Source organism: Streptomyces sp. NPDC048636 (assembly GCF_040650655.1).
GTDB lineage: Bacteria > Actinomycetota > Actinomycetes > Streptomycetales > Streptomycetaceae > Streptomyces.
Genome location: NZ_JBEZHR010000008.1, coordinates 171,364 through 195,954 on the forward strand (window position 1 = coordinate 171,364; position 24,591 = coordinate 195,954).

Here is a 24,591-nt window from a genome sequence, read left to right on the forward strand (position 1 = left end):
GGCCGCGGCCGGTTCAGGCGATCCGCTCCTTGGTGAGCGAGATCCTGGCCTCCTCCACCGCCTCCTCGGTCATACCGCCGATCCGCACCGTGAGGGTCAGCCGCTCACCGGTCTCCCGCTCGGTGGCCACGACCATGAGCAGCCCCGAGGCGTCCAGGGTGAACTCGCACTGGAGGGGCCAGCGCTCGGGCTTGTCCGGCGGGATGTCCAACTCACCGTCGGCGACGACCGTGTTGTGCCCCAGCTCGTCGGACTCGACCGCCCCGGCCTGCTCCATCACCTTGATGTGCACTTTCCGCTGCCCGGCGCGGATGGTGTAGAAGTCCTGCACCACCGCGACCGGCAACGCGTCGTTGGCGTGCACCAGATGGGTGACGTACTCCCGCTCCAGCTCCGTATCCCACACCTGGATGCCGTAGCCGCGCGAGGCGACGGTGGAGATCGTGTACGGCTGGTGGGTGATCCGGCCGGTGTCCGGCACCTGGGGCGCGTCCTCGGCGGACACCTCGCCGCTGTTGATCACGTACAGCGCGCGGTCCAGGGCGTACAGCGAGGCGCCGCGGGCCACCGCGAGATCCGGGTTGTGCAGCTTGGGGTCGAAGCCGAACTCCTCGCTCAGCCGCCGGGCCACGGCGGGCATCTTGGTGGCCCCGCCCACCAGCAGGACCTCGTCGAAGCGCGCCACCCCGCGCTCCCGGGCCAGTTCCACGGTGCGCCGGGTGAGGTCCACGGTGCGGTCCAGCAGGTCCCGGGTGAGCTCCTCGACCAGTTCCTGGGTCAGCTCGACCGGCTCCACCAGCCCCTGGTGCATCACCCGGACCGTATAGCCGCCCCGGAACGACAGCGCCTTCTTGGCCTCCTCGGCGTCCTTGCGCAGCTGGGTCTCGGTCTGCGGGTCGGCCAGCGGATCGCCCGCGTCCGGGAACCTGGTCCGGAAGGCGTCCACCAAGTGCAGAACCAGCCGGTCGTCCCAGTCGGCGCCGCCCAGCTCCTTGGCGCCGTCGGTGCACACCACCTTCAGCTCGCTGCCGCTCAGCGTCAGCACCGTGGTGTCGAAGGTGCCGCCGCCCAGGTCGTACACCAGGACGGCGTGGTCGCCGCCGTCCGCGCCCGCGCCCAGCGCGCCGTAGTCGAGGGCGGCCGCGATGGGCTCGGCCACCACGTCCAGCACCCGCAGGCCCGCGATCTCGCCCGCCTTGCGGGTGGCGTCGCGCTCGGCGATACCGAAGTACGCCGGGACGGTGATCACCACGTCCCGCACCTCATGGCCGCCGCTGACCCGTGCGTCGTCGGCGAGTTTGCGCAGCACCCGGGCGGAGATCTCCTCCGGGGTGAACGACCGGCCGTGGAACTCCCGGGTCACCGCCTCGCCCATGTCCCGCTTGATCAGCTGCACCACCGCGTCCGGGTCCAGTACGGCGGCGTCCTTGGCGGACTGGCCCACCACGGTGCCGTCCGCGCTCTCGAAGTAGACGACCGAGGGGGTGGTGTCCGAACCCTCCAGATTCCGCAGCACGGTGGGTCTGCCCACATCGTCCACACAGGCGATACAGGAATAGGTGGTGCCCAGGTCGATGCCGTAGACGGCCATGCGTTCCCCCTCCGCGGTGCTTCCCTGCCCCGATCACTACCCAGCCGACGGCGGTGTACCGTCCGGCGGCTCCCAGCGCGCCACCACGACCTCGGCCTTGCGCACCACCCGCTCACCGCGGGTGAATCCCGCCGCCACCACCCGCGCGACGGTGCGGTCCGCCTCCGGGGAGGCGGCCCCGGCGCGTCCCACCGGCCGGTGGGAGGCGGAGTCGAACGGCTCGCCCTCCTCCGGGGCGTACCGCTCGGTGCCGGTGCCCGCGAGGGTGTCCGCCGTCTCGTCGGCCAGCGCCCGCAGCAGCGTGCGCAGTTCACCGGTGTCCAGCGGGGCGTCGATCTGCTCGGCCTGGCGCAGGATCCGGTCGTGCAGCCGGATCAGTCCGTGGCGCACCAGGTCGAGGGCGGCGTCCAGCTCTCCGCGGCGCAGCTCCTGGAGCTCCGTGTGCAGCCGGGTGATGATCTCCTCGCGCCGGTCGGCGAGATCCTGCTGACGCGCCAGCGCGGTGGTGAACTCGGCGACGGCGCGCTCCAGCCCACTGTCCGGCCCACCGTCCGGACCGCTGTCCTGCTCGCTGTCCTGCCCGGTCGTACTGGGTTCCGTCTCCGGCACACGCGCCCCCCGAGTCTGTGCGGCGCGTCAGACCCTAGCGCAATCACCGTGCCCGGGTGCGGAACTGGCCCCGCGCCACGCGGAGTTGACCGCGCGGCGCTTACGACAGCAGCTTGTCGAGGGTGACGGGCAGTTCGCGGACCCGGACGCCGGTCGCGTGGTACACCGCGTTGGCGATGGCCGCCGCCGTGCCCACGATGCCCACCTCGCCCGCGCCCTTGGAGCCCATCGCGTTGGTGTGCGGATCCCGCTCGTGCACCCAGTGCGCCTCCACCGCGTGCACATCGGCGTGGGCCGCGATGTGGTACTGCGCGAAGTCGTGGTTGACCACATGCCCGAACCGCGGGTCCAGCACGCTGTGTTCGTACAGCGCCATCGACATCCCCTGCGTCATCCCGCCGATCAGCTGGGAGCGCACGGTCTTGGGGTTGATGACCCGGCCCACGTCGAACATCCCCAGCAGCCGGGCCACCCGCACCTCCCCGGTGTCCTGGTCCACCCGCACCTCGGCGAACTGGGCGCCGAAACTGTGCATCGCGTACCGGTCCTCGTCGGGGTTGACGGGCATATCCGCGGTGACCTCGAGGCCCTGTGCCGGGACCGTGCCCCCGTGGCCGGACTCCAGCACCTCGCGCAGCCGCGTCGCCGCCGCGCAGATCGAACTGCCCCAGCTGCTGATGCCGGAGGAGAATCCGGCGACCGACGCGGGCGGCAGCGCGGTGTCCCCGATCCGCACCTCCACCCGCTCCACCGGCACGTCCAGCGCGTCCGCCGCGATCTGGGTGAGCGCGGTCCAGGCGCCGGTGCCCAGATCGGCGGCGGCGATCAGCACCCGGTGGTGGCCGTCCGGGGTGACCCGGATGGTGGCGCTGCTCCCCGGGAGCCGGGGCGAGGGATATGTCGAGGCCGCCACTCCGCTGCCCAGCAGCCAGCGGCCGTCCCGGCGCGCCCGGGGCGCGGGATCGCGCCGCTCCCAGCCCGCCCGGCGGGCGCCCTCGCGCAGACAGGCCACCAGATGGCGGCTGGAGAACGGCAGTCCGGACTCCGGGTGGACCTCCGGTTCATTGCGGATCCGGAACTCCACCGGGTCCATACCGCAGGCGAGGGCCATCTCGTCCATGGCCGATTCCAGTGCGAACATGCCCTGTCCCTCACCGGGCGCCCGCATGATGGTGGGCACCGGGATGTCCAGGGGCGCCAGCCGGTGGGTGGTGCGCCGGTGCGGGGCGGCGTACATCATCCGGGTGCACACCGCCACCTGGTCCGCGTATCCCTTGGCCTTCGCGGTCTGTTCGGCCACCTCATGGGCGATGGCCGTGAGCCGCCCGTCGCCGTCGGCGGCCAGCCGGATCCGCTGGATCGAGGCGGGACGGTAGCCGACCAGCGCGAACATCTGCTGACGGGTCAACGAGAACTTGACCGGCCGCCGTACGGTACGGGCGGCCATCGCGGCCAGCACCGCGTAGGAGTGCGGGTAGACCTTCGAGCCGAAACCGCCCCCGACATACGGCGAGATCACCCGCACCCGCTCCGGTGGCAGCCCCAGCACCCCGGCGATCAGGGTCTGGCTGAACGACGAGCCCTGGGTGGAGCAGTACACCGTCAGCGCGCCGTCGTCCCAGCTGACCACGGCGGTATGCGGCTCCATCGGGTTGTTGTGCTCCATCGGCGTGGTGTAGGTGGCGTCCAGCCGGACCGGGGCCGACTCCAGCGCCGCGTCCACGTCCCCGAGCAGGCTGTCGGCGGGCGAGCCGTCCTGGAGCTCGCCCGGTGCCGAGCCGAACTGGGCGGCGTGCACCGGTTTGCGGAGGTCGTCGCTGTCCGCGCGGAGCACCACCTCGTGCTCCCGGGGCGCGTAGGTGAACCGGACCAGTCCGGCGGCGGCCCGCGCGGCCTCCAGCGTCTCGGCCACCACGGCTCCGGTGAACTGGCCGCGCCAGGCCACCTCATCGGTCTGGAGTACGGCGAGTTCGGGGTCGTCGGGCCAGGTCAGCGAGGGCGCGTTGAGATGGGTGAGCACCGCGAGCACCCCGGGTCCGGCCTCGGCCCCGGCGGTGTCCACCCCGGTGATCCGCCCGGCGGCGATGGTGGACTGGAGCGGATAGAGGTACACGGCGTGTTCCAGCGGCCATTCGAAGGCGTAGGTGGCGGTGCCGGTGACCTTCTGCGCGCCGTCGATACGGTCCAGCGGGCTGCCGATGGCGCGGGGCCGGGCGCGGACGTCGCTCATCGCCTCTCCTCCAGCAGTTCGAGCAGCACACTGACAAGGGTGTTGCGGGCGAGCGGCACCTTGAACGCGTTGCCCGGCAGCGGGCGCGCCGGGGCCAGTTCGGCCGCCGCCGCGTCCCGGAAGCTCTCCCGGGTGGCGGGCGCGCCGCGCAGCGCCGACTCGGCGGTGGTGGCCCGCCACGGCTTGTGCGCCACTCCGCCCAGCGCGATCCGCACATCCCGTACGGTGCCGTCGGCCACGTCCAGCGCGGCGGCCACCGAGACCAGCGCGAAGGCGTACGACGCCCGGTCGCGCACCTTGCGGTAGCGGGAGGCGGTGGTCAGCTGGGACGGCGGGGGCAGTTCGACACCGGTGATCAGCTCACCGCGCTCCAGCACGGTGTCCCGTTCGGGGGTGTCTCCCGGCAGCCGGTGCAGCTCGGTCAGCGGGATCCCCCGCTCCCCGTCCGTACCGCGCACGGTGACCACCGCGTCCAGCGCGGCCAGCGCCACCGCCATGTCGGAGGGATGGGTGGCCACGCACGCGGGGGAGGAGCCCAGGATCGCCAGATCGCGCTGATAGCCCTCCAGGGCCGAACAGCCCGACCCCGGCTGGCGTTTGTTGCACGGCGTGGTGACGTTCTGGAAGTACGCGCAGCGGGTGCGCTGGAGCAGATTGCCCCCGGTGGTGGCGAGGTTGCGCAGCTGGCCCGAGGCGCCCGACAGCACGGCCCGGGAGAGCACCGGATAGCGGCGCCGGATCCGGTCGTCGGCGGCGAGATCGCTGTTGGGGACGGCCGCTCCGATCCGCAGGCCGCCGTCGGGCAGTTCCTCGATCCGGTCGGAGGTCAGCCGCCGTACGTCGATCAGCACCTCGGGGGTGGCCACTTCGAGGCGCATCAGGTCCACCAGGTTGGTGCCCCCGGCGAGGTAGGCCGCCGCCGGCTCCTCGACCAGCGCGGTGACCGCGGAGGACACGTCGTCGGCGCGTTCGTAGCGGAAGGGCTTCATCGGTGCGCCACCTCCGCGATGGCCGGGACGATATTGGCGTACGCGGCGCAGCGGCACAGATTGCCGCTCATCCGCTCGGCGATCTCCTCGTCGTCCAGCACCACGTCGGTGGCGCCGGGATCCTTGCTCACCGCGCTCGGCCAGCCCGCCTCCGCCTCGTCCAGCATCCCGGCGGCCGAGACGATCTGGCCGGGGGTGCAGTAGCCGCACTGGAAGGCGTCATGGGCGATGAACGATTTCTGGAGCGGATGCAGCCCGCCGCCGTTCCCGTCGGCCAGACCGGCCGCGGTGACGATGTCCGCGCCCTGGTGGGCCACGGCCAGCGCGAGGCAGCCAAGTGCCCGCCGGCCGTCGAGCAGCAGGGTGCAGGCGCCGCACTGTCCGTGGTCGCAGCCCTTCTTGGGGCTGGTGTTCCCCAGCCGCTCGCGCAGGGCGTCCAGCAGCGTCGTACGGGTGTCGACGGTCAGCCGGTGCTCGGTACCGTCCACCCGCAGCGTGATCTCCACGTCCATGATCGAGTCCTTGATCGTTGTCCAGTCGGGATTCCACGCAGCTCCACCCATCATCGGATAAATACCCACCGACCGCCCGTCCGGCGGCGGTAGCCTCGCGTCTTGACGTGACCTGTGCCCAGTGATTCCATGTGGATCATCCACTGAGCCACTGGGAGAGGATGAGCGTGGAGGCACTGCCCCGCGAAACCATCGTCGACGTCCTGGAGAACCGCCTGCGGGAGGACATCTTCACCGGACGCCACCCGGCGGGCACCCTGCTGCCGCCGGAGCGCGAACTCGCCGAGGGGTACGGCGTCACCCGTACCACCCTCAAACACGCCTTCGGCCGTCTGATCCAGGCCGGACTGCTGGAGACCCGGCACGGTGTGGGCACCCGGGTCCGCGACTACGCCCGGCTCGGCGGCGCCGATCTGCTGCCCATGCTGGTGCGGCACAGCCCCGACTGGATCGGCGAGGTCTTCGAAGTGCGCCGCTCCGTGGGCGCGTTGATCGCCGAACGGGCCGCCGCCCGCGCCACCGAGGGACAGAAGGACGAACTGCGCACCGCGCTGGTCGCGGTGGGCGAGGCCCAGGACACCGACGCGGTGCAGCTCGCCGACGTCGAAGTGCACCGGGCGCTCGCCCGCGCCACCGGCAACCGGGTCTACGCCCTGCTCACCAACACCCTCTTCAACGCCTATCTGCCCGTGCGCACCGCCCTGTCCGGGCCGTTCACCGACCCGGCCGCCGCCCACGACCGGCTGGCACCGGTGGTCGACGCCGTGGTCCGGGGCGACCGGCGGGCCGCCCACCGGGCCGCCGAGGCGTATCTGACCGCCACCGAACGCATCATGCTGGAGGGCCTCGCATGAGTACGCGTACGAGCACCCCCGACCGCACCGGTACCCCGGGGACCGGATCCGTCCCCGGCACGCCCGACCGCCCCCGCCCGCCCCGCCGGGGCACCACCTTCCGCGAGACCATGCTCGGCCGGATCCGCCTCGACGGCGAGGACCACGACCGCCCGGTCCGCCTCGATCTGCGGGTCGCGGCCGACCGGGTGCTGCGCCCCTTCGGCACCACACCGGCCCTTCTCGCCGGGCGGATACGCGTCGCCGGGTGGGCCGACGACCCCGACGCCACCGGCACCCTGGAGATCTCCCCGCTCGCCCGGCGCCGGATCCGCTACCGGATCGAGTTCACCGCGGACGGCCGCCGCCTCACCCTCGACGGCTGGAAGTCCATCAGTCCGCGCCGCCCGATCGCCTCCATGACCGTGCTGCCGTACACGCTGTACGAGGACGGCGCGGCGGTCGGCTCCGGCACCGTACGGTTTCCGCCGGCCACCCAACTCCTGCCGTTCCTGGCCAGCTTCCGCTTTCCGCGCGGCGAGGAGAGCGCCCCGCTGCTCGCGCCGAAGTGGGACGGCACCCCCGGCCGGACCGAGGTCTGGTACACCACCGCGACCGATCCGGCCACCGGCACCGGGCTGTGGCTGCACCATGAACTCGTCGCCCCCGCCGACGGATCCCCGGCCTTCGCCCACGGCTGGGCCGCCGCCTTCCCCCGGAGCGGCCCGGTGCGCCACGCCCGCTTCGGCCCCACCCCCTGGACCCGTCCCGCCGAGGGATTCACCGGCGACGGCATCCAGGCCACTCCCGGTCAACTGAGCGGAGCGGCCGGTGAGTTCAGCTGGCAGCTGGCCGAACACCCCACCGACACACCGCTGTACACCTTCCCCCGCTGGTCCTGGCGGCGCCCCCGGCTGCCCGCCGCCCAGATCCTCCCGGCCGCCCGCGCCACCTACACCGGGACCTTCGCGTACCACGACACCACCCTCACCCTCGACGGCGCGCCCGGCGCCTCCGCCCGTATCTACGGCCATGGCAACGCCCACCGCTGGGCGTGGCTCCACGCCGACCTGGGCGACGACGGCGTCCTGGAGATCGTGGCCGCCGTCTCCACCCGGCCCGGCCTGCGGCGGCTGCCCCCGCTGGTCTTCCTGCGGCTGCGCCACCGCGGCCGCACCTGGCCGCGGCGGGCCGAGCGCGCCGCGGTGGGCTGGGCCGGACTCGGCCGCTTCCGCGCCGATGTCGCGCTGCCCACCTGGACGGTGACCGGCCGCGCCGGTACGCGCCGGATCCGCGTCGAGGTCACCCAGCCCGAGGAACGGACCCTGGCCCTGGACTACGCCGACCCCGACGGTTCGCCGGCGGTCTGCCGCAACAGTGAGAGCGCCGACGCCCACATCCTGCTCGAACGGTGGTGGGGCGGCTGGCGCACCGAGGCCGAATGGACCCTGGACGGCACCGCGCACGCGGAGGTGGGCGACCGATGAGCCCCGACACCCCCCGCACCCCGAGCCCCCGTGACGCCGTCTGCACGGCCGCCGCCCGGCTCCGCGCCCCGGACCCCGGCGGCAGCCTCGACGGCCTCGTCGCGGCCCTCCTCGCGGACGACGGCGCCACCCCGTGGCCCGGCCGGGTCTCCCGGCGGCTGGAGACCGTGCTCTCCTCGATGCCGCTGCCCGCCCGCGCCGGTGTGCGCGCCGCGGCCGCCGCGGTCGACGCCTTCGCCCTCGCCACCACCGGCCGGCGGCTCACCGCCCTCCGCCCGGCCGAACGGGAGCGGCTGATCGGCTCGCTCGGCGCCCGGTCCGCGCTGCTCCCGCTGTTCGACGTGGTCAAGGTCCCCGTCCTGCTCGCCGCCGGCACCGAGCGGCTGCTCGACCAGGGCGGCCACCGGCCGGGCAGTGTCCTCCCGCGCCAGGACCCGCCGCTCGACTGCACCCCGGCCGACGCCTGGCCCGCCCGCTCCACCGCCGACGCCGTGGTCATCGGATCCGGTGCGGGCGGCGCCGTGGCCGCCCGCACCCTCGCCCGCGCCGGACTGCGCGTGGTCGTCCTGGAGGAGGGCCACCACCACTCCACCACCTCCTTCGGCAGACGCACCCCGCTGGACCGCTTCACCGAGCTGTACCGGGACGGCGGCGCCACCGTGGCCGTCGGCAATCCGCCGCTGCTGCTGCCGGTCGGCCGGGCCGTCGGCGGCACCACCGTCGTCAACTCCGGCACCTGCTACCGCACCCCGGACCACGTCCTGGAGCGGTGGCGCGGCACCTTCGGGTTCGCACTCGCCGACCGCTTCGAGCCCGCGCTGGACGAGGCCGAGAGGACCGTTCAGGTGGCCACCCAGCCGCTGGACGTGCTCGGCAACAACGGCCTGCTCGCGCTGAGCGGCGCCGAGCGGCTGGGCTGGGCGGCGGCGCCACTGCGCCGTAACGCCCCCGGCTGCAAGGGCTCCTGCCAGTGCGTCGTGGGCTGCCCGACCGGCGCCAAGCAGAGTGTGCAGCTGTCCGTACTGCCCGACGCCTGCGCCGCCGGAGCCCGCATCGTCACCGGCGCCCGGGTGCGGCGGATCCTCGTCGAACGCGACCGCCCCGGCGGACCGCGCGCCGCCGGGGTCAAGGTGCGGCGCGAGGACGGCCGCACCCTCGAGATCCTCGCCCCGCTCGTGGTCGTCGCGGCGGGCGCCCTGGAGACACCCCCGCTGCTGCGCCGTTCCGGACTCGGTGGCCACCCGATGCTCGGCCGCAATCTGAGTGTCCATCCGGCCACCAGCGTGGCGGGGCGGTTCGACCAGCCCGTCACCGCCTGGGAAGGGGTGCTCCAGAGCGTCGGGGTGGAGGAACACCACGCCGACGGCATCCTGATCGAGGCCACCGCCACCCCGCCGGGGATGGGCTCCTTCGTCCTCCCGGGCCTCGGCGGGGAGCTCCGCCGCGAACTGGAGACCTCCGACCGGCTGGCCACCTTCGGCGCCATGATCGCGGACCGGCCGTCCGGCCGGGTGCTGGGCCGGGAGCGCACCCTGCTCCGCTACGGTCTGGACCGCCGGGACGCGGGCCGTCTGGTCCGTGCGGTACGCGCCATGGGCGCACTGCTGCTCGCCGCGGGCGCGGAGGAGGTGCTGACCGGTATCCCCGCCACCCCACGGGTGCGCGGTCTCGCCGAACTCGACGCCGCTCTCACGAAGGTGAGCGCCCGTCAGCTGCATCTGTCGGCGTTCCACCCCACCGGTACGGCCGCGGCGGGCGGCGATCCGCAAGTCGCCCCCGCCGACCCCGCGGGACGGCTGCGCGGGGTGCGGGGGGTGCTGGTCGCCGATGCCTCGGTGCTGCCCAGCTGCCCCGAGGTCAATCCGCAACTGTCCATCATGGCCGCCGCCCTCGCGGTGTGCGAAGCCCATCTGGAGGGCGCGGGAGTGACCGTGGGGGTGTCGGGCGGTGTCTCATGACCGGCCCGCCGGGCCTGTCGGGTGTCTCCGGCCCGTCCGGCCCGGCTACGCCTCGGCGGTCACGATGCCGATCACCTCGGTGACGGCGGAGAAGTCGGGGGAGAGCCGGTTCTTGGTCATGGCGAACGCCAACCCGGTCGACACATCCCCGAAGGTGTAGCTGCCGCCCGCGCCACCCATCCCGAACACACCGGCCTCGCGCCCCGACCCGTCGGGCAGCCCGAGCGCGAACCCCAGCCCCCAGGTGGACTCGTTGCCGTAGATCCGGTCGGTGCCGCTCGCCGCCACTGAGGTGATCTCCCGCAGCCGCGCCGGGGAGACGAGCCGGACACCGGGGACATCGCCCAGCAGCGCCGCGTACAGCCGGGCCATGGCGCGGGCGGAGGTCTTGCCGCCCGCCGGGATATCGGCTTCCAGGATGTCCGTGCGGTTGCCCAGCTCGGCAGTCGGGAACGTGCACTTCGGCCCGGCCCTGAACATCGGCAGCTCCTCGGGCAGCCCCGCCAGCATCTCCGCGGCGCCCGGCGCGTCCTCCAGCGGGGCCAGCCTCCCGTGTTCGGACACCGGCATCCCGAAGTACAGCTCGTCCGCCACGCCCAGCGGTCCGGTCAGCTCCTCGCGCAGCACCCGGGCGAGGGGACGGCCGGTCACCCGGCGCACGATCTCACCGACCATGTAGCCGAAGGTGTACGCGTGATAACCGACCGCCGTGCCCGGCACCCACCAGGGCTCGGCGTCGGCGATCACCGCGCACATCCGCTCCCAGTCGCACAGCGCCTCGCGGGTGGTGTCCAGCGGCAGCCCCGGCACCCCGGCGGAGTGGGTGAGCACCTGCCGTACGGTCACCTTCTCCTTGCCCCGGGCGCCGAACTCCGGCCACAGCTCCGCCACCGGGGTGTCGTAGCCGAAGGCACCCCGCTCGGCGAGCAGATGCACCAGCGCCGAGGCGGCCGATTTACCGATGGAGTAGTTGTAGAACACGGTGGCCGGGGTCACCGCCCGCCCGGTGGCCGGGTCGGCCACCCCCGCCACCACGTCCACCACCGGCTCCCCGTGCCGGTAGACCGCCACCTGCACGCCGCGCTCCGCCCCCGACTCCACCATCCGGTCGACGCTCCGCCGGACCCGCTCCCGCATACCGCCCATCACCGCTCCTCCGTGCCGACCCTTCCGGTCCCGCCCGTCGAAGGGTGGACCGGACCGCGACGCGAAACTCATCGCCCGGTCGGCGCGGCGGCACCGCTCGGCCCGGCACGGCGGGTCCGGCCGCCCCCGCCGTGCCTTCCGCCGACCGCCTCATGAGCGGTCGGCCGCGACCTCCAGATGCGGCAGATAGTGATCCATCCGGTCCCGCTTGGTACGCAGATAGGTGATGTTCTCCTCGCGCGGCGGGGTCAGCAGCGGCACCTGCTCGCTGACGTCGATGCCGTGGCGCAGCAGCGCCTCCCGCTTGAGCGGGTTGTTGGACAGCAGCCGTACCGACCGCACCTGGAGGTCGTGCAGCATCTCGGCCGCCACCTGGTAGTCGCGGGCGTCGGCGGGCAGCCCGAGGGCGAGATTGGCCTCGACGGTGTCCATCCCCTCCGCCTGGAGCTGCATCGCCTGCAACTTGGAGAGCAGACCGATGCCCCGGCCCTCATGGCCGCGGAGATAGATCAGAATGCCGCGGCCCTCGCGCGTGATGGTGTTCAGCGCGGCGGAGAGCTGATCTCCGCACTCGCAGTGTTTGGAGCCGAAGGCATCTCCGGTCAGGCACTCCGAATGCAGTCGGGTAAGGACATCCTCACCCTCGACATCACCGTATACCAGGGCTATTTGTTCATCCCCGCGATTGAGGTCGAGGTAGCCGACCGCGCGGAATTCGCCGTACACGGTGGACAGTTGGAGATTCACCACGCGCTTGGCACCCGCGGTGCGAGCGCTGGAGTCGAACACGCTATCACTTACTGTCATGTCCCGATCCTATCTGGCAAACTGCCTGCGGTGTAGGTGAAAATGGCGAGCACGTGTCAACACGATGCCCCGGTGTACGAACGAAAGGCCCGAAAAACATGAGCAGTTCGGGAGCGCGACCACAGATCCCGGATCTTCTGCCGACGGATACGACGGAGGACGTGAGGGCCCGCGGAGCCCGGGTCGCCGTCCTGCCGGTGGGGAGTTTCGAGCAGCACGGCGCCGGGCTCCCGCTGATCACCGACACGGTCGTGGCCAGCGCCATCGCCGCCGAGATCGCCGCGGCCCACCCGGTGCTCGCACTGCCCCCGATCACCGTCTCCTGCTCGCACGAGCACGCGGACTGGCCGGGCACGGTGAGCATCTCCGCCACCACCCTGCACGCCGTCGTCCGGGACATCGCCGCATCGCTGCGGGGCTCCGGCATCCACGCGCTCGCCGTGGTCAACGGACACGGCGGGAATTACGTGCTGCGGAACGTGGTTCAGGAATCCGCGGGCACCGGCACGCGTATGGCGCTTTTCCCGGGCTCGGCCGACTGGGCGGCCGCACGTGAGCGGGCCGGAGTGCAGACGCCGTCCAACAGCGATATGCATGCGGGAGAAGTGGAGACTTCCATCCTCCTGCGGGTCCGCCCGGAACTCGTCCGGCCCGGCCAGGAAAAGGCCGACTGGATAGCGGATGACCGGAAGCATCTGCTCACCCTCGGTATGTCCGCCTATACGGAGTCCGGGGTCATAGGACGCCCCTCCCTGGCATCCGCCGAAAAGGGAAAGGAGCTTCTCGCCGGTCTCGTCGATTCCTTCGATGAGTATCTCTCCTTGCTCGGTGCCCCGGAGGAGACGCGATGACGGACCGCACCGCCGAGCTCGACGCGACGCGGGCATGGGATCTGCTCCGCACGGTCCGGACCGTGGCGGAGGCCGCGACGGCCGGTCTGGTCCGGGGCGCGGACGGTACACACCGGTGGCGGCAGCCCGCCACACCCGAAGCCGGGGAACTCGCCGCGCGCTATACCCCGCTGTGCCTGGCCGGGCCCCGGCTGGTGGTGGCGCAGCTCGGCCAGAGCCTGGACGGATTCATCGCCACCCGCACCGGCGACGCCGACTATGTCACCGGCGAGGAGGACCGCCGCCATCTGCACCGGCTGCGGGCGCTCACCGACGCGGTGCTGGTCGGCGCCGGGACCGCCGCCGCCGACGACCCCCAACTGACCGTCCGCGCCTGCGCCGGTGACCATCCGGTGCGTGTGGTGATCGATCCGCATGGCCGGGTTCCCCTCACTCGCCGTGTCTTCACGGACGGTTCAGCGCCCACGCTGTGGGTGGTGGCCGCCGACGGCGAGCGCCCGGCCGCCCCGCGGGGCGTGGAGGTGCTGACGCTGCCGGACCGCGACGCGTTCGCCCCCCACCGCCTGGTGGACGTACTCGCGCGGCGTGGCCTGGGCCGGATACTGGTCGAGGGCGGCGGGGTGACCGTGTCCCGCTTTCTGTACGAGCGGGCGCTGCACCGGCTCTACGTCACGGTGGCGCCGGTCCTCATCGGCGACGGCGTCCCCGGACTCCGGTTCGCCGGCACCCCGGTGCTGCGGGACGCGCTCCGGCCGCCCGTGCGCCGCGGTGTCCTCGGCGAGGACACCCTCTTCGACCTCGACCTGGGGACGCCGCAGTCCGGCGATCCACTGGCTGATGAGGACCGCGATACCGGGCAGGCTCGCCGCGAAGGTGAGCACCCCGTACACCACGGCCACCGAGAGCCCCTGGCCCGCGCCGAGCCCCGCGGCGCCGAAGGCCCAGGCGGTGACCCCCTCGCGGGGGCCCCAGCCGCCGACGTTCAGCGGCAGGGCCATGGCGATCAGGGCCAGCACCAGCAGCGGAACCAGCACGGCGACCGGAGCGGTTGACCCCGCGGCCCGCGCGGCCAGCAGGAACATGGCCACATGCCCGGTCAGCACCACCACCGAGGCCACCGCCACCCCCGGCCAGCTGCCGCGGGCCAGCAGCCCGCGGCGCGCCTCGGCCAGCGCGCCGCGGAGCGCCCGCCGCCCCTTGGCGGGCCGGGACGCTCCGCGCCGCCGCCACACCACCAGTGCCACCGGCCCGGCCACCGCCACGGCCAGGACCGCCGCGACACCCGGGGCCGCGGCCACTCGCCCGGCCACCCGTCCGCCCTGCTCCAGCGCCACCGCCGGATGCGCCAGCAGCAGCACCACTCCCAGCGCGATCAGCACCACCTGGCCCGCGACCCGTTCCAGGACCACCGCGCGCACCCCGCGCCCGACATCACCGGCGGTGCGCCCGTGCCGTACCGCGCGGTGCACATCGCCCAGCACCCCGCCGGGCAGGGCCGCGTTGAGGAACAGCGAGCGGTAGTAGTCCGCCACGGCCCGGCCGAGCGGCAGCCGGATCCGCAGCCCCCGCGCCACCAGACACCAGCGCCACGCGCTGAACACCGTGGTGAGCAGGCCCAGTCCGAGCGCGCCCAGCAGCGTCGGCCCGTCGATCCTGCGCAGCCCGTCGACGAACGCGCCCGTGCCCAGCCGCCACAGCAGCACCGTGAGGATGACCGCACCGGCCACCGCGCCGAGCCGCGCCCGGACCGCCCCGCTCATGCCACCGCCTCCCCCGGTACGGGCAGCGCCAGCAGATCGCGGTGGTGCACCACCGCTCCCAGCCCGCCCGTTTCGCACACCGCGAGGCGGCGCCGCAGATACGCGTCGGCGCGCGCCCCGAGGTCCGGCCGCTGCTCCTTGGCCGCGCCGATCCACCCCCGCAGCCACTCCGCCGTCAGCGCGGACTCCTCCGGGCCGAGATGCCATGGACTGCTGTGCGTCCGCACCACCATGCCCTGCCGCTCGAACGACGCGGTGGCCACCGTCACCGCGTCCGGACCCAGCAGCACACCACGCCGCTGATGGGCGTTGAACGCGTCCAGGATCTCCTCGTCCAGCGGATCGGCCGGGGTCAGCTCGACCCGTCCCACCACCGAAAGCGCCAGCAGCACCGGGCACTTCGCCGCCGCGCACAGCGCGGCGAGCCGGTCGATCTCCTCCCGGGTGAGCACATCCAGCAGCGCCGAGGCGGTCACCAGCGAGGCCCCCGCCAGATCGTCGGCGGTCAGCCGTCCCAGATCCGCGCGCCGCGTCTCGACGGCCACCGGTGTGCCCCCGGCGTCGCACGGCGGCTGCTCGACGGCCCGCTGGAGCAGCCGCGGATCCCGGTCGTGCAGCACCCAGCGCTGCGGTACGTTCAGCCGGGGCGCCAGCCAGCGGCCCATCGACCCGGTGCCGCAGCCCAGGTCGTGCACCACCAGCGGACCGTCCGGACAGGGCCGCGCCGCCAGCTGCGCGCGCAGCGAGTCCAGCAGCTCGGGGGCGCGGGCCGCCGCGTCGGCACCCTCGCGCAACTCCAGCCAGTCGGGGGTGTAGCGCGGTGTATCGGTCGCCGTCACGCGGCCCTCCCGGTGTTCCGGCGGAGCCCGTCCAGCGCAGTGGCCAGACTCCGCGATGTCGTGTCCCACCCGTCCAGGGCGCTGCGGCGGCCGCGCGCGGCCTCCCGCAGCCGCCCGCGGGTGGCGGGCTCACCCAGCCAGCGGCGCAGCGCGGCGGTGAGCGCCTCCGGGTCCTCCGGGGCGATGAGCATGCCCGGCACACTGCCGTCCGGCGCCTTGCCCACCGCCTCCGGCACCCCGCCCACCTCGGTGGCGAGCACCGGAATCGCACGGGCCAGCGCCTCGGTGACGGCCATGCCGTACGTCTCCGCGTGCGAGGGCAGCACCAGCAGATCGGCGGCGGCGTAGCTGGCCTCCAGCTCCGCGCCCGAACGCGGTCCGGCCAGCCGCAGCCGGTCCTCCAGACGCGCCCTTCCGATCAGCTCCCGCACCCGGGCCACATAGCCGGGATGCCGGTCGAGCCCGCCCACCAAGGTGCACTCCCACGGCAGATCGCCGATCCCGGCGAGCGCCTCGACCAGGCCCCGCTGTCCCTTGCGCGGGGTCACCGACGCCACGCACAACAGCCGCGTACCGTCCTCGCCGCCCTCCGCCGCGGGCCCCCTGTCGGCGCCGGGCGCGGCCACATGCACCTGACCCGGGGCGAGTCCGTGCAACTCCACCAGCCGCCGCGCCGCCCAGTCGCTCGTGGCCACCACCGCGCCCACCGCGCGCAGCGTCCGGCCCTCCAGGGCCTGGAGATCCGCCGACCGGCCCGGGGCGAGCCCGGTCTCGTCGCCCAGCGGCAGATGCACCAGCACCGCCAGCCGCAGCCGCGCCACCTCGGGGACGATGAGATAGGGCACCGCGCAGGCCACCAGCCCGTCGAGGAGGACCACACTGCCGTCGGGCAGCTCCGCCAGGATCCGGGCCAGTTCGGCACGGGACCCCGCGGTCGGCTGCGGCCACGACCCGGCCACCGGGTGCTCGTGCACCTGCCAGCCGGCGCCGGGCAGATCCCGGCACACCCGCAGGTCGTAGACGTTGCCCCCGCTCGGCGCGGTGGGGTCGTGCACATCGCCGGGCATCACGATGTGCACCGCCCGCGGTTCCTCGCCGCTCACAGAGCACGCTCGTAACTCGCCCAGGCGATATGCGACTCGTGCAGGGTGACCGTCAGAGCGGAAAGACCCCGGGCGCCCTCGCCCAGCGCTCCCGCGTGCACCCGCTCGGCCAGCCGGTCGGCGATCACCTTGGCCAGGAACTCGGTGGAGGTGTTGATGCCCGCGAAGTCCGGTTCGTCGTCGAGATTGCGATAGCTCAGCGCTCCGGTGACCTGCCCGAGTTCACGGGTGGCCAGTCCGATGTCGACGACGATGTTGTCGTCGTCCAGCTCGGTACGGCGGAACGTGGCGTCCACGAGGAACGTCGCTCCGTGCAACCGCTGCGCGGGACCGAAGACCTCGCCGTGGAAGCTGTGAGCGATCATGATGTGGTCGCGGACGGTGATGCTGAACAACGGATGACCCTCCAGGTGCGCGCGTCGGGCCCGTCTGCCGGGGCACGCCGTGTAGTACGGCCGATGCGTTCCCCGTGTTCAGACCGATTTCGCGATGACCTCAGGGCCCGTACAGCACACGATGGCAGAGTCCCGGAAGGTCACCCGAGGCGAGCCTCGGCAACACCTCCGGCAGCTCCTCGAAGGCGCACTCCCCGGTCACCAGCGCGTCGAACGAGGAGTCGGCCAGCAGCTCGAGCGCCAGCGCGAGACGGTCGCCGTAGCCGCGGCGCGGGCCCCGGTTCGGCGACACCGTGCCCACCTGGCTGCTGCGCACGGTCAGCCGCCGCGAGTGGAACGCCTCGCCCAGCGGCACACTGATCCGCCGGTCGCCGTACCAGCTCAGCTCCACCACGGTGCCCTCCGGGGCGAGCAGTTCCAGCGAGCGGGCGAGCCCGGCCTCGGTGGCGCTGGCGTGCACCACCAGATCGCAGCAGTCCGCGGCCTCCTCCGGCAGCGCGAACTCCACCCCGAGCGCCGCCGCGACACCGGCGCGCGCCGGATCCGCGTCCACCAGCTGCACCCGTACGGCCGGAAAGCGGGCCAGTACGGCGGCGACACCCGCCCCGACCATCCCGGCTCCCACCACCGCGATCCGGTCGCCGAGCAGCGGCGCGGCGTCCCATACGGCGTTCACCGCGGTCTCCACCGTCCCGGCCAGCACCGCCCGCGCCGCGGGCACGTTCTCCGGCACCACGGTCACCGCGCTCGCCGGAACCACATAGCGGGTCTGGTGCGGATACAGACAGAACACCGTGCGCCCCAGCAGCTCCCGGGGCCCCCGCTCCACCTCACCGACGCTGAGATAGCCGTACTTCACCGGCGCGGGGAACGCGCCCTCCTGGAACGGCGCCCGCATCGCGGTGTGCTGGCTCTCCGGCACCCCGCCGCGGAACACCAGGGTCTCCGTACCCCGGCTCACCCCGGAGCACAGGGCGCGCACCACCACCTCACCGTCGGCGGGTTCGGGCAGTGACACCTCCCGTATCTCGCCGTGGCCGGGGGAGCGGAGCCAGAAGGCGCGGGCGACGCGCTCCATCGAGGTCCTCCAGAAGGATCGCGCTGAACAGCTGAACAATCGGGCGGCGGCACACGTACGGATAGCCAGCCGCGATCACGGTACGCGGCACTCTTCCACTCCGCCACACAGCCGGAGGGTGCACGGTGGCAACCCTGAATGACACGTACAACACCAAACCGCTGCGACAGGAGACCGCGGCGGGGGCGGGAGCACAGCTTGCCCTGCTCGCCCTCCTCGGCACGGCACTCGGTCTCGGCCCGGCGGGATGGCTGACCGGACTGGTCTTCGCCCTCGCCACCTGGGCGGTGCTCAACCGCGCCGTGTCCCGTTCGTGGCTGCGCTCGTTCGGGGCGGCCAACCGCGTCACCCTGGCGCGGGCCACCCTGGTCGGCGGGGTGACCGCGATGGTCGCGGACTCCTTCCAGAGTCCACCGCAGGTCACGGTGCTGGTCGCACTCACCGCGGTGGCCCTGATCCTGGACATGGTGGACGGCAAGGTGGCCCGTCGTACCGGTACGTCGTCCCCGCTGGGCGCCCGCTTCGACATGGAAGTGGACGCGTTCCTGATCCTGGTGCTCAGCGTCTATGTGGCCACCTCGCTCGGCCCCTGGGTGCTGCTGATCGGGGCCATGCGCTACGCGTTCGTCGTGGCGTCCCGGTTCCTGCCGTGGCTGCGCGGCGCACTGCCGCCGAGCACGGCCCGCAAGACGGTGGCCGCGCTCCAGGGCATCGCCCTGCTGGTGGCCGGGGCCGCGATCCTGCCCAGGGCAGCGGCCTTCGCCGAAGTGCTGCTCGCCCTGGCCCTGCTGAGCTGGTCGTTCACCCGTGACATCGGATGGCTCTGGCGCACCCGCCACCAGCGGGCGGAGGGCTGACCGTAGCCGGACCGGTGACGCGCTCGGCCCTGCGACGTAGCCTGCGGCCGACCGCCACCGCTACCACCCTGAACACGCTCAGTCCTTTCGCGGGGCGTAGCCGGGCACCCGCTCGCCAGGTGTGTCCTCCGGGGCTGCTGATGGGCCGTCACCTCGGTGTGGTCGACCGGATGCGTGTCACACCGGTCGACGGCGCCTCCCGCGCCGTCCCGTTCCGGTACGGCCCTGCCCCCGGGACAGGCGCCATACGACTGATCAGTCGAGGCAGAACTCATTGCCCTCGGGGTCGGCCATCACGATATGCCCGGTGCCGAGCGGGGGAGCGGGCTCATGGCGCTCGAGCCGGGTGGCGCCGAGGGCGACGAGCCGTTCCCCTTCCGCCTCCAGCGCCGCCATCCGCGCGTCACCCTCGAGCCCAGGGGCGGCTCGCACATCGAGGTGCACACGGTTCTTGGCCCGCTTGCCCTCCGGCACCCGCTGGAAGAAGAACCGGGGCCCGGAGCCCGCGGGGTCGACCACCGCCGAGGCGTCATTGCGGTTCTCGGGCGGTACGCCCATCGCCTCCAGGGCCTCCTGCCAGGACGCGAACCCCTCGGGTGGATCCTGAAGTCGGTAGCCCATGGCCTCGGCCCAGAACGCGGCCAATCCGGCCGGGTCGCCGCAGTCGTAAGTGATCTGGACATCGCGGGCCATCTCAGCTCGCCTCCCGTCGGGTCTGCTGCCGGGTCTGTTGCTCGGTGTGCCGGTGGAGGTCGCGGAGCAGGCACACCTCCGAAAGATGGTGGATCAGCTCGCGGTTGATATGCAGCACCAGCGCTGCCAGCGGATGGTCGGCGTACAGCCCCTCCGCCTCGCCGCACGGGCGGGCAAGACCGGTTTCGCCGAGGGACTCGACCCCGGCCAGCCACGTGGCGTACTCCGCGTCGAGCTGGGCCAGCGCCTCGGACGCGGTCGCGGCGTACTGGAACGACTGGTAGTCGGTGGGCGCGCGGCCGAAGTGCGAGGCGCTGCGTACCGCGAGCACACCGACGATCACATGCCCGAGCCGCCAGGCGATGGTCGTGAACGGTGGCGGGTCGGTCTCCGGCATGGCGAAGTCGATGGTCATCGCTCCGCCACCGGCCTGCACCGCCGCGGTGCCGGTGCCGCGCGGCCGCACACTCCAGCAGTCGGGTACCGGCTCCCAGAAGTACTCGTCGTCGGTGAGCCCGTCCAGGCGGTCACGCAGCTGATGGGTCCAGTGCCAGGCGATCTGATCTCGGAGCAGGGGGTTCCAGGTCTGGTCGGTCATGGTTCCAGCCTCCCGCGTACAGCGGACACCGGCATGTGCCGTCGGAGTCGCCCCGCGGCTCCTGAAGGATCCGGGAAACGCGAAGTGCCGACCGAGAGGAGACTCGACCGGCACTCACACAGCCCGTGGGCTGATCACTATGTGTCCGAGGGGGGACTTGAACCCCCACGCCCGATAAAGGGCACTAGCACCTCAAGCTAGCGCGTCTGCCATTCCGCCACCCGGACCAGGTGTCCGTCGTTCGGCCCGCGGCCGTTCCGACGTGGAAACCATAGCAAACATCCGGGCGTGCTCGATCACGCGTGCTCGCCCGCCCCGCACGGCTCCGGGGCGGGGCGGCGGAGCGTTTACCGGGGCATGACGACCGTATCGCCGCCTTGGGCTGGACGGGCGGGCGAGGGAGGATGGCTCGTGGACCCCGTCGCGGGCCGGCCCGGGTACGGGCGGGCGCTCCGCGGCAGTGAAACAGGAGGAGGCAGCGTGAGTGAGTCGCTTTCGGACGCGACGACGGCCGGTGCGGTCAGGGGCGAGGACGAGGTCGTCGACCTCTGCCGCGATCTGATCCGTATCGACACCAGTAACTACGGTGACCACTCCGGCCCCGGCGAGCGGGTGGCCGCCGAGTACGTCGCCGAGAAGCTGGCCGAGGTGGGGCTCGAGCCCAAGATCTTCGAGTCGCACAAGGGCCGGGCCTCGACGGTGGCGCGGATCGAGGGCGAGGACCCCTCCCGCCCGGCGCTGCTCATCCACGGCCATACCGATGTGGTGCCGGCCAACGCCGAGGACTGGACCCACCACCCCTTCTCCGGGGAGATCGTCGACGGCTGCGTCTGGGGCCGGGGCGCGGTCGATATGAAGGACATGGACGCGATGACGCTCGCGGTCGTACGCGACCGGCTGCGCACCGGCCGTAAGCCCCCGCGCGACATCGTGCTGGCCTTCCTCGCCGACGAGGAGGCGGGCGGGGTGTACGGGGCGCGGCATCTGGTCAATCGGCACCCCGAGCTCTTCGAGGGCGTGACGGAGGCGATCGGCGAGGTCGGCGGCTTCTCGTTCACCGTCAACGAGGACCTGCGGCTGTATCTGATCGAGACCGCCCAGAAGGGCATGCACTGGATGCGGCTCACGGTGGAGGGCACCGCGGGGCACGGCTCGATGACCAACAACGACAACGCGATCACGGAGCTCGCGGAGGCGGTCGGGCGGCTCGGGCGGCACAAGTTCCCGGTGCGGGTGACCAAGACCGTGCGCTCGTTCCTGGACGAGCTGTCCGACGCGCTCGGCACCCCGCTCGACCCGGAGGACATGGAGGAGACGCTCGCCAAGCTGGGCGGTATCGCGAAGATCATCGGGGCGACGCTCCAGAACACGGCCGCGCCGACGATGCTCGGTGCCGGTTACAAGGTCAATGTGATCCCCGGGCAGGCCACCGCCCACGTCGACGGACGCTTCCTGCCGGGGTACGAGGAGGAGTTCCTCGCCGACCTCGACGGCATCCTCGGCCCGCGGGTCAGGCGCGAGGACGTACACGCGGACAAGGCGCTGGAGACCAGCTTCGACGGGGCGCTGGTCGACGCGATGCAGTCGGCGCTCAAGGCGGAGGACCCGATCGCCCGCGCCGTGCCGTACTGCCTGTCGGGCGGGACGGACGCCAAGTCCTTCGACGACCTCGGCATCCGCTGCTTCGGCTTCGCACCGCTGCGGCTGCCTCCGGAGCTGGACTTCGCGGGGATGTTCCACGGCGTCGACGAGCGGGTGCCGGTGGACGGTCTGAAGTTCGGGGTGCGGGTGCTGGACCGGTTCCTGGACGCCTGCTGATCGCCGCTCCGCTGGTGCCCGGCCCGTGCCCGGCCGGGGTACGGCTCGGGCCGCGCTCGTGTTCGTGCGCTTCGTTCGCTCCGCGCTGGTCACGGCCGTGACCAGCGCGGACGTCGACAGGTCACGCGATCCCACCGGTTCGGCCTAATCGATCACACATACCGAAAGAACCGAAAAGAGTGAATGCTGTCTTAGCTTGATAGCTTGATTGCTCCCTCCTCGTTACATGGTGTGTGCGGCTCGTGACAGCGGCCGCGCTGCCGAAATGGGGGGTGGGTGCAGTGCCCCGTCTTCGGCGACTACCGCATCGATCACGTGACATCGGGTCACGGTCCACCGGGGTGTGATCCCGGGGTGTTCCGGAGGGCGTGCCACGCGCTCCGGAGCGGCCCGGGCATGGGGGTGCGGGCGAGACGCCCGCGCGCATCCCGGCCGGGACGTACGGCAAAGGCAGGGGAGCAAGAAGTTATGCGACAGGTTGCGAAGAAGGGCCTGATCACCGTAGCGGCGGCGAGCGGCGTGCTGGCCATGACGGGTGGCTACGCCCACGCCAGCTCGGGGGCGGACGGCGGCGCCGTCAACTCGCCGGGGGTGGTCTCGGGCAACTCGATCCAGGCGCCGGTGCACGTGCCGCTGAACCTGTGCGGAAACACGGTCACCGTCATCGGAATGCTGAACGGCGCCGGGGGCGGGAGCTGCGGCGGCCAGACCGGCGGCTCGGACGACGGCTCCGGTGGCTCCGGCGGCTCCAGCTCCACCAGCGGCTCCCAGGCCCAGGGCGGCACCCAGGGCTCGTCCGGGGTCGGCTCCGGCAACAATGTCCAGGTCCCGGTCGACGTTCCGGTCAATGTCTGCGGGAACAACATCGGCGTGGCCGCGATCGGGAACTCCAGCGGCGGCGGCGACTGCGGAATGGTCGAGGCGGTCCCGAACAACCCGGGTGAGCCCAACGAGCCGGGCGAGCCGAATGAGCCGGGTGAGCCCAACGAGCCCGGTGAGCCGAATGAGCCGGGTGAGCCCAACGAGCCGGGCGAGCCGAATAACCCGGGCGAGCCCAACAACCCGGGTGAGCCCAACAACCCCGGTGAGCCGAACAACCCGGGGGACAACAACCCGGGCGACAACAACCCCGGCGATGACTCGGACTCGGACAAGCCCGGTTCCTACGGCTCCAACCCGTCCTCGAACCTCGGCGGCTCCCACATCGCGGGTGACGAGCAGCTGGCCCACACCGGTGCCGGACCGGTCGACCTGGCCATTCCGGCCGCCGCCGGAATGCTGCTCGCGGGCACGGTCCTCTACCGCCGGTCCCGTGCGGCGCGGCGCTGACCCGCGCTCCGTACGGCACACCACATCCCACACGCACCACGAGTCACATCGCACCTACGCACCTCACACGACGTGACGGTACGGTGACTCTCGGCGGGCCCCGCGACACAGCGGGGCCCGCTCCGCGTTCCGGCGCCCTACCAGGTGGCGCGGAGCTGGCGGATGATCCGCCGCCGCAAGCGCACCCTTCGGCTGCCGTCGGGGTTGAGCCTCAGACGATCCAACTCCCAGTGTCCGTATTCGGCGTGGTCGGTGAGCAAGCGGGTAGTCGCCTTGCGGGAGACCCCGCGCGGCACATACACGTCGCAGAATTCATATTCCGGCATCGCATCTATTGTGCGGGAACTGCCCTGCTACGGATAGCGTCTGCACTATGTCTGATGCTGCGCAGCCATCCGCTGCCGAGGTACGCGCCGCCGCCGAAGCGGTGAAAGCCGCACTGGATCGTCACCTCGACGCTGTCGAACGCCGGTCGGGTGAGGCAGACCCGGCCGTGTATGCCGCGTTCAACGAACTGGCAGCGGCAGCCGAGGTCTACGACGAGCTGCTCTACGACGCCTACGACGAGGTCACCCCCTTCGAGATCCCCGGGGACGACACCCTGCCCGCCTACGCCGGGCCGGACGAGCCGAGCGTGCTGAACGTACTGCTCCGGAGGGACTACACCATCGCCGAACCGCAGCGCCTGCTCGCGCAGGCCCAGCGGATCGCCGACCTCGACCCGGACTCCGCCGCCGGGAACGGCCGCCTGGGCGGCGAACCGGCCGCCGTCGGCGAGAGCGTCCACGCCGCGCTGGGGGTGCTCTTCGGCGAGTTCGAACCGGACGAGATCGCCTCCCGGCACAAGGAATTCGGACTGGAGGAGGGCGACTCCACCCTGTGGGTGGCGGCCGCCGAGGAGCCCGCCGAACCGGGGGAGTGGCTGTCCGCCCCCTTCGACCAGGCCGATCCGGAGCTGGTGGTCTGTCGCTTCGACGTCAGCTCGGTCTTCGACGAGGAGGACGAGGAAGACCTCGAGGTACTGGGCCCCGGGAGCTGACCCCGCGCCCCCGGGGCGAACGGCCCGGCACCACGGCGGCCCGGCGCCGCGGGCGGCCGTCCCCGGGCC

At 72.7% G+C, this 24,591-nt stretch carries 22 protein-coding genes, 1 tRNA gene and 2 pseudogenes; 9 read left to right on the forward strand and 16 right to left on the reverse strand.

Features of this window, described 5'->3' with window-relative positions:
- Positions 1–13: 13 nt before the first annotated feature.
- The 5 genes from AB0C66_RS22915 to AB0C66_RS22935 form a co-directional block, all read right to left on the reverse strand.
- A complete protein-coding gene (locus AB0C66_RS22915) occupies positions 14–1,591 on the reverse strand; it encodes an Hsp70 family protein (protein ID WP_362441500.1) in 1,578 nt (525 codons plus the stop codon).
- 36 nt (positions 1,592–1,627) lie between these two features.
- Positions 1,628–2,200 carry a nucleotide exchange factor GrpE gene (gene grpE, locus AB0C66_RS22920; protein ID WP_362441503.1) on the reverse strand — a complete coding sequence of 191 codons (573 nt, stop codon included), beginning with the start codon at positions 2,198–2,200 and terminating at the stop codon, positions 1,628–1,630.
- A 100-nt stretch (positions 2,201–2,300) separates the two neighbouring features.
- On the reverse strand, positions 2,301–4,430 hold the full coding sequence (locus tag AB0C66_RS22925; RefSeq protein WP_362441506.1) for a xanthine dehydrogenase family protein molybdopterin-binding subunit: 2,130 nt from the start codon (positions 4,428–4,430) through the stop codon (positions 2,301–2,303).
- Complete coding sequence (locus AB0C66_RS22930; RefSeq protein ID WP_362441510.1) at positions 4,427–5,419, reverse strand: xanthine dehydrogenase family protein subunit M; 993 nt, start codon at positions 5,417–5,419, stop codon at positions 4,427–4,429. Before AB0C66_RS22930 ends, AB0C66_RS22925 begins: the two co-directional genes overlap by 4 nt.
- A complete protein-coding gene (locus AB0C66_RS22935; RefSeq protein ID WP_362441513.1) occupies positions 5,416–5,931 on the reverse strand; it encodes a 2Fe-2S iron-sulfur cluster-binding protein in 516 nt (171 codons plus the stop codon). The genes AB0C66_RS22930 and AB0C66_RS22935 overlap by 4 nt, the downstream gene beginning before the upstream one ends.
- 161 nt (positions 5,932–6,092) lie before the next feature.
- On the opposite strand from AB0C66_RS22935, the gene AB0C66_RS22940 reads away from it, so the two are divergent.
- The 3 genes from AB0C66_RS22940 to AB0C66_RS22950 are packed head-to-tail and all read left to right on the forward strand — an operon-like array spanning position 6,093 to position 10,209.
- Positions 6,093–6,785: a GntR family transcriptional regulator gene (locus tag AB0C66_RS22940; RefSeq protein ID WP_362441516.1), complete on the forward strand. Its 693-nt coding sequence runs from the start codon at positions 6,093–6,095 to the stop codon at positions 6,783–6,785.
- Positions 6,782–8,251 (forward strand): hypothetical protein, encoded by a 1,470-nt coding sequence (locus tag AB0C66_RS22945; RefSeq protein WP_362441519.1) that lies wholly within the window; start codon positions 6,782–6,784, stop codon positions 8,249–8,251. The genes AB0C66_RS22940 and AB0C66_RS22945 overlap by 4 nt, the downstream gene beginning before the upstream one ends.
- A complete protein-coding gene (locus AB0C66_RS22950; protein WP_362441522.1) occupies positions 8,248–10,209 on the forward strand; it encodes a GMC family oxidoreductase in 1,962 nt (653 codons plus the stop codon). The genes AB0C66_RS22945 and AB0C66_RS22950 overlap by 4 nt, the downstream gene beginning before the upstream one ends.
- A 45-nt stretch (positions 10,210–10,254) precedes the next feature.
- Here the strand turns inward: AB0C66_RS22950 and AB0C66_RS22955 are convergent, their stop codons facing one another.
- Together AB0C66_RS22955 and ribA are read right to left on the reverse strand one after the other, a co-directional pair.
- Positions 10,255–11,355: a serine hydrolase domain-containing protein gene (locus AB0C66_RS22955; protein ID WP_362441525.1), complete on the reverse strand. Its 1,101-nt coding sequence runs from the start codon at positions 11,353–11,355 to the stop codon at positions 10,255–10,257.
- Positions 11,356–11,505: 150 nt separating this feature from the next.
- Positions 11,506–12,162 (reverse strand): GTP cyclohydrolase II, encoded by a 657-nt coding sequence (gene ribA / locus AB0C66_RS22960; RefSeq protein ID WP_362441528.1) that lies wholly within the window; start codon positions 12,160–12,162, stop codon positions 11,506–11,508.
- A 98-nt stretch (positions 12,163–12,260) separates the two neighbouring features.
- Between ribA and AB0C66_RS22965 the strand changes: the two genes are divergently transcribed.
- Both AB0C66_RS22965 and AB0C66_RS22970 read left to right on the forward strand, forming a co-directional pair.
- Positions 12,261–13,013, forward strand: coding sequence for a creatininase family protein (locus AB0C66_RS22965; RefSeq protein ID WP_362441531.1), 753 nt, complete (start codon positions 12,261–12,263; stop codon positions 13,011–13,013).
- Positions 13,010–13,654, forward strand: a pseudogene (locus AB0C66_RS22970) (RibD family protein); the annotation flags it as partial. The gene AB0C66_RS22965 and the pseudogene AB0C66_RS22970, both read left to right, overlap by 4 nt.
- Positions 13,655–13,840: 186 nt before the next feature.
- Here the strand turns inward: AB0C66_RS22970 and AB0C66_RS22975 are convergent.
- From AB0C66_RS22975 to AB0C66_RS22995, 5 genes and pseudogenes are all read right to left on the reverse strand, one after another.
- Positions 13,841–14,773: pseudogene (locus tag AB0C66_RS22975) on the reverse strand (lysylphosphatidylglycerol synthase transmembrane domain-containing protein); the annotation flags it as partial.
- A complete protein-coding gene (locus tag AB0C66_RS22980; protein WP_362441534.1) occupies positions 14,770–15,612 on the reverse strand; it encodes a class I SAM-dependent methyltransferase in 843 nt (280 codons plus the stop codon). The pseudogene AB0C66_RS22975 and the gene AB0C66_RS22980, both read right to left, overlap by 4 nt.
- Positions 15,609–16,679, reverse strand: coding sequence for a glycosyltransferase family 4 protein (locus AB0C66_RS22985; protein ID WP_362441868.1), 1,071 nt, complete (start codon positions 16,677–16,679; stop codon positions 15,609–15,611). Before AB0C66_RS22985 ends, AB0C66_RS22980 begins: the two co-directional genes overlap by 4 nt.
- Before the next feature lie 32 nt (positions 16,680–16,711).
- Positions 16,712–17,110, reverse strand: a complete 399-nt coding sequence (locus AB0C66_RS22990) for a 6-carboxytetrahydropterin synthase (RefSeq protein WP_362441537.1) — start codon at positions 17,108–17,110, stop codon at positions 16,712–16,714.
- A 100-nt stretch (positions 17,111–17,210) separates the two neighbouring features.
- The gene (locus AB0C66_RS22995; RefSeq protein WP_362441540.1) at positions 17,211–18,188 is read right to left on the reverse strand and encodes a zinc-binding alcohol dehydrogenase; all 978 of its coding nucleotides are present in this window, start codon (positions 18,186–18,188) and stop codon (positions 17,211–17,213) included.
- 125 nt (positions 18,189–18,313) lie between these two features.
- Here AB0C66_RS22995 and AB0C66_RS23000 point away from each other — a divergent pair, with 125 nt between their 5' ends.
- Complete coding sequence (locus tag AB0C66_RS23000; protein ID WP_362441543.1) at positions 18,314–19,045, forward strand: CDP-alcohol phosphatidyltransferase family protein; 732 nt, start codon at positions 18,314–18,316, stop codon at positions 19,043–19,045.
- A 255-nt stretch (positions 19,046–19,300) separates the two neighbouring features.
- Here AB0C66_RS23000 and AB0C66_RS23005 read toward each other — a convergent pair whose 3' ends face one another.
- The 3 genes from AB0C66_RS23005 to AB0C66_RS23015 all read right to left on the reverse strand — a co-directional run bounded on the left by AB0C66_RS23005 (position 19,301) and on the right by AB0C66_RS23015 (position 20,563).
- Complete coding sequence (locus tag AB0C66_RS23005; protein ID WP_362441546.1) at positions 19,301–19,738, reverse strand: VOC family protein; 438 nt, start codon at positions 19,736–19,738, stop codon at positions 19,301–19,303.
- A gap of 1 nt (position 19,739) precedes the next feature.
- The gene (locus AB0C66_RS23010; protein ID WP_362441549.1) at positions 19,740–20,336 is read right to left on the reverse strand and encodes a DinB family protein; all 597 of its coding nucleotides are present in this window, start codon (positions 20,334–20,336) and stop codon (positions 19,740–19,742) included.
- A 142-nt stretch (positions 20,337–20,478) separates the two neighbouring features.
- Positions 20,479–20,563: transfer RNA gene (locus AB0C66_RS23015), tRNA-Leu, on the reverse strand.
- Positions 20,564–20,816: 253 nt separating this feature from the next.
- Between AB0C66_RS23015 and AB0C66_RS23020 the strand changes: the two genes are divergently transcribed.
- Positions 20,817–22,154: a M20/M25/M40 family metallo-hydrolase gene (locus AB0C66_RS23020; protein WP_362441552.1), complete on the forward strand. Its 1,338-nt coding sequence runs from the start codon at positions 20,817–20,819 to the stop codon at positions 22,152–22,154.
- 468 nt (positions 22,155–22,622) lie between these two features.
- Positions 22,623–23,483, forward strand: a complete 861-nt coding sequence (locus tag AB0C66_RS23025) for a chaplin (RefSeq protein ID WP_362441555.1) — start codon at positions 22,623–22,625, stop codon at positions 23,481–23,483.
- Between the two features lie 137 nt (positions 23,484–23,620).
- Here AB0C66_RS23025 and AB0C66_RS23030 read toward each other — a convergent pair whose 3' ends face one another.
- Positions 23,621–23,809 carry a DUF5703 family protein gene (locus tag AB0C66_RS23030; RefSeq protein ID WP_014059547.1) on the reverse strand — a complete coding sequence of 63 codons (189 nt, stop codon included), beginning with the start codon at positions 23,807–23,809 and terminating at the stop codon, positions 23,621–23,623.
- Positions 23,810–23,856: 47 nt separating this feature from the next.
- On the opposite strand from AB0C66_RS23030, the gene AB0C66_RS23035 reads away from it, so the two are divergent.
- Positions 23,857–24,522 (forward strand): hypothetical protein, encoded by a 666-nt coding sequence (locus AB0C66_RS23035; protein WP_362441558.1) that lies wholly within the window; start codon positions 23,857–23,859, stop codon positions 24,520–24,522.
- Positions 24,523–24,591 lie beyond the last annotated feature (69 nt).

Bases quoted from the DNA above. Each gene is read 5' to 3' on its own strand.
- AB0C66_RS22915 (WP_362441500.1), bottom strand. From the start codon at position 1,591: ATGGCCGTCTACGGCATCGACCTGGGCACCACCTATTCCTGTATCGCC.
- AB0C66_RS22925 (WP_362441506.1), bottom strand. From the start codon at position 4,430: ATGAGCGACGTCCGCGCCCGGCCCCGCGCCATCGGCAGCCCGCTGGAC.
- AB0C66_RS22930 (WP_362441510.1), bottom strand. From the start codon at position 5,419: ATGAAGCCCTTCCGCTACGAACGCGCCGACGACGTGTCCTCCGCGGTC.
- AB0C66_RS22935 (WP_362441513.1), bottom strand. From the start codon at position 5,931: ATGGACGTGGAGATCACGCTGCGGGTGGACGGTACCGAGCACCGGCTG.
- AB0C66_RS22940 (WP_362441516.1), top strand. From the start codon at position 6,093: ATGAGCGTGGAGGCACTGCCCCGCGAAACCATCGTCGACGTCCTGGAG.
- AB0C66_RS22945 (WP_362441519.1), top strand. From the start codon at position 6,782: ATGAGTACGCGTACGAGCACCCCCGACCGCACCGGTACCCCGGGGACC.
- AB0C66_RS22950 (WP_362441522.1), top strand. From the start codon at position 8,248: ATGAGCCCCGACACCCCCCGCACCCCGAGCCCCCGTGACGCCGTCTGC.
- AB0C66_RS22955 (WP_362441525.1), bottom strand. From the start codon at position 11,355: ATGGGCGGTATGCGGGAGCGGGTCCGGCGGAGCGTCGACCGGATGGTG.
- ribA (WP_362441528.1), bottom strand. From the start codon at position 12,162: ATGACAGTAAGTGATAGCGTGTTCGACTCCAGCGCTCGCACCGCGGGT.
- AB0C66_RS22965 (WP_362441531.1), top strand. From the start codon at position 12,261: ATGAGCAGTTCGGGAGCGCGACCACAGATCCCGGATCTTCTGCCGACG.
- AB0C66_RS22985 (WP_362441868.1), bottom strand. From the start codon at position 16,679: ATGCCCGGCGATGTGCACGACCCCACCGCGCCGAGCGGGGGCAACGTC.
- AB0C66_RS22995 (WP_362441540.1), bottom strand. From the start codon at position 18,188: ATGGAGCGCGTCGCCCGCGCCTTCTGGCTCCGCTCCCCCGGCCACGGC.
- AB0C66_RS23005 (WP_362441546.1), bottom strand. From the start codon at position 19,738: ATGGCCCGCGATGTCCAGATCACTTACGACTGCGGCGACCCGGCCGGA.
- AB0C66_RS23010 (WP_362441549.1), bottom strand. From the start codon at position 20,336: ATGACCGACCAGACCTGGAACCCCCTGCTCCGAGATCAGATCGCCTGG.
- AB0C66_RS23025 (WP_362441555.1), top strand. From the start codon at position 22,623: ATGCGACAGGTTGCGAAGAAGGGCCTGATCACCGTAGCGGCGGCGAGC.
- AB0C66_RS23030 (WP_014059547.1), bottom strand. From the start codon at position 23,809: ATGCCGGAATATGAATTCTGCGACGTGTATGTGCCGCGCGGGGTCTCC.
- AB0C66_RS23035 (WP_362441558.1), top strand. From the start codon at position 23,857: ATGTCTGATGCTGCGCAGCCATCCGCTGCCGAGGTACGCGCCGCCGCC.